Genomic DNA, 3364 nt, shown 5'->3' with positions numbered 1-3364 from the left:
CAAACGCCGGAGGGGCTGGAATGTTCCCCCAAGGAGGCCTTGTGAGTACGCCTTATCCCTTCACCGCCATCGTCGGGCAGGACGACCTCCGGCTCGGACTGCTGTTGAACGCCGTCTCACCCGCCGTCGGCGGGGTGCTGGTGCGCGGCGAGAAGGGCACCGCCAAGTCCACCGCGGTGCGTGCGCTCGCCGCGCTCATGCCCGAGGTGTCCGTCGTCCCCGGATGCCGGTTCTCCTGCGCCCCGGAGGCGCCCGATCCGGCGTGTCCCGACGGGCCCCACGAGGCCGGATCCGGCGTGTCGCGGGCCGCGCGGACCGTAGAGCTGCCTGTCGGCGCGTCCGAGGACCGGCTCGTCGGGGCGCTCGACATCGAGCGGGCGCTCGCCGAGGGTGTGAAGGCCTTCGAGCCGGGGCTCCTCGCGGACGCGCATCGCGGGATCCTGTACGTCGACGAGGTCAACCTGCTCCATGACCACCTGGTCGATCTGCTGCTGGACGCCGCGGCCATGGGCGCCTCGTACGTGGAGCGCGAAGGCGTCTCCGTACGGCATGCCGCCCGCTTCCTGCTGGTCGGGACGATGAACCCCGAAGAGGGTGAGCTGCGCCCGCAGTTGCTCGACCGGTTCGGGCTGACCGTCGAGGTCGCCGCCTCCCGTGAGACCGGTCTGCGGGTCGAGGTCGTACGGCGCCGGCTCGCGTACGACGACGATCCGGCCGCGTTCGCCGCCCTGTGGGCCGACGAGGAAGGCGCGTTGCGGGCCCGGATCGTGGCCGCGCGTGCGCTGCTGCCGCAAGTCCGCCTCGGTGACGGCGCGTTGCGCCAGATCGCGGCCACCTGCGCCGCCTTCGAGGTCGACGGGATGCGGGCCGACATCGTGATGGCCAGGACCGCCACCGCCCTGGCCGCGTGGGCGGGGCGTACCGACGTGCTCGCCGAGGACGTGCGGCAGGCCGCCCTGCTCGCGCTCCCCCACCGGCGTCGGCGCAATCCCTTCGACGCGCCGGGGCTCGACGAGGACAAGCTCGACGACACGCTGGAGCAGAACAGCGGCGAGGACGACGATCCGGACCCCGACGGGCCTGATGGCGGCGGCCGGCCGCCGGAGGGCGACGGGCCGGACACACCGCCGCAGCCCGAGGGCGGCGCCGACGACACGCCCGCGCAGTCCGTGCCCGAGCAGGGCGGGGAGAAGGAACAGGAGCCCGCACAGGGGCAGTCCACCGGAAGCGGCGAGCAGCAGCCCGTACGGGCCGGTGAGCCGTTCCGTACGAAGATGCTGAGCGTGCCGGGTCTCGGCGAGGGCGCGGCGGGGCGGCGGTCCCGGGCGCGTACCGAGCACGGGCGGACAACCGGTGCGCGGCGTCCGCAGGGCGCGCTGACCAAGTTGCACCTGGCCGCGACCGTGCGGGCCGCCGCCCCGCATCAGCGGGCGCGGGGCCGGTCGGGCCGGGGTCTGGTGGTGCGGCGGGACGATCTGCGGCAGGCGGTACGGGAAGGGCGCGAGGGGAATCTCGTGCTGTTCGTCGTGGACGCGTCCGGATCGATGGCCGCCCGGCAGCGGATGACCGCCGTGAAGGGTGCGGTGCTCTCCCTGCTGATGGACGCCTACCAGCGGCGCGACAAGGTCGGGCTGATCACCTTCCGGGGCAAGGACGCCGAGGTGGTGCTGCCGCCGACGTCGTCGGTGGACGCCGCCGCCGCGCGGCTGGAGATGCTGCCGACCGGCGGGCGTACCCCGGTGGCCGCCGGGCTGCTGAAGGCCCATGACGTACTGCGGGTGGAGCGGCTGCGCGATCCTTCGCGGCGGCCGTTGCTGGTCGTGGTCACGGACGGGCGGGCGACCGGGGGGCCGGAGCCGGTGGCGCTGGCCTCGCGGGCGGCCCGGCTGCATGAGGTGGAGGGCACGGCTTCCGTAGTCGTGGACTGCGAGTCGGGGCCGGTGCGGCTCGGGCTCGCGGTGAGCCTCGCGGGCGAGCTGGGCGGCACCGCCGTCACGCTCGACGAGCTGCGGGCCGACTCGATCGCCGGACTGGTCAAGGACGTTCAGAGCTACAGCGGGAGGGCCGCGTAATGCCGCAGGGACAGCCGGTCAGCGTGCCGGACGACGGACTCACCACCCGTCAGCGCCGCAACCGGGCACTGCTGGTGGTGCACACCGGCATCGGCAAGGGGAAGTCGACGGCGGCCTTCGGGCTCGCCCTGCGCGCCTGGAATCAGGGCTGGCCCATCGGGGTCTTCCAGTTCGTGAAGTCGGCGAAGTGGAAGGTCGGCGAGGAGAACGCGCTGAAGGTCCTCGGCGCGAGCGACGAGGGCGGTTCCGTCGCCTGGCACAAGATGGGCGAGGGCTGGTCCTGGGTCCAGCGCGACCAGCAGCTGGACAACGAGGCGGCGGCGCGGGAGGGCTGGGAGCAGGTCAAGCGTGACCTGGCAGCCGAGACGTACCGGCTGTACGTACTCGACGAGTTCGCCTACCCGATGCACTGGGGCTGGGTCGACACCGATGAGGTCGTCGAGGTGCTGCGCCGGCGGCCGGGCAACCAGCACGTGGTGATCACCGGCCGCAACGCGCCCGCCGCGCTGGTGGACGCCGCCGATCTGGTCACCGACATGTCGAAGGTCAAGCATCCGATGGACGCCGGGCAGAAGGGCCAGAGGGGCATCGAGTGGTGAACGTTCCGCGCCTGGTCATCGCCGCGCCGTCGTCCGGCAGCGGCAAGACCACCGTCGCGACGGGCCTGATGGCCGCCTTCGCCGGGCGGGGGCTCGCCGTGTCCGGGCACAAGGTGGGGCCCGACTACATCGATCCGGGCTACCACACCCTCGCCACCGGGCGGCCGGGGCGCAATCTCGACGCGTACATGTGCGGGCCGGAGCTGATCGCCCCGCTGTTCGCGCACGGTGCGCGGGGGTGCGACCTGGCGGTCGTCGAGGGCGTGATGGGGCTGTACGACGGGGCGTCGGGCCAGGGCGAGCTCGCCTCGACCGCGCACGTCGCGAAGTTGCTGCGGGCGCCGGTGGTACTGGTCGTGGACGCGTCGTCGCAGTCGCGGTCCGTGGCCGCGCTGGTGCACGGGTTCGCCTCGTGGGACACGCAGGTACGGATCGGCGGGGTGATCCTGAACAAGGTGGGCTCCGACCGGCACGAGGCGTTGCTGCGGGAGGCGCTGGACGAGTCCGGGGTGCCGGTGCTGGGGGTGCTGCGGAGGGCCCCGCAGGTGGCTGTGCCCTCGCGGCATCTGGGGCTGGTGCCGGTCGCCGAGCGGCGCGGCGACGCGGTGGCCGCTGTCGCGGCGATGGGGGACCGGGTGCGGGGCGGGTGTGACCTGGAGGCGCTGATGGCCTTGGCGCGGTCCGCGCCGCCGG

3 protein-coding genes are annotated in these 3364 nt (G+C 73.7%); all 3 read left to right on the top strand.

The features are described 5' to 3' along the window. The first annotated feature begins 41 nt into the window (after positions 1-41). Entirely contained in the window at positions 42-2072 is a 2031-nt protein-coding gene (locus JGS39_RS38750) for a putative cobaltochelatase (RefSeq protein ID WP_219574462.1), read from the top strand. Further along, the gene (gene cobO / locus JGS39_RS38745) at positions 2072-2671 is read left to right on the top strand and encodes a cob(I)yrinic acid a,c-diamide adenosyltransferase (protein ID WP_219574461.1); all 600 of its coding nucleotides are present in this window, start codon (positions 2072-2074) and stop codon (positions 2669-2671) included. The genes JGS39_RS38750 and cobO overlap by 1 nt, the downstream gene beginning before the upstream one ends. Continuing rightward, positions 2665-3364: cobyrinic acid a,c-diamide synthase CobB (locus JGS39_RS38740; RefSeq protein ID WP_219574460.1), on the top strand; the 700-nt coding region annotated here is incomplete at its 3' end. The genes cobO and JGS39_RS38740, both read left to right, overlap by 7 nt.

Origin of the sequence: Streptomyces poriferorum (genome assembly GCF_019399235.1) — a bacterium.
GTDB lineage: Bacteria > Actinomycetota > Actinomycetes > Streptomycetales > Streptomycetaceae > Streptomyces > Streptomyces poriferorum.
Note: the sequence above shows the minus strand (reverse complement) of the source record. Positions and strands in the feature narration are given on the sequence as shown.

Coding starts and splice junctions, on each gene's coding strand:
- cobO (WP_219574461.1), top strand. CDS start 2,072: ATGCCGCAGGGACAGCCGGTCAGCGTGCCGGACGACGGACTCACCACC.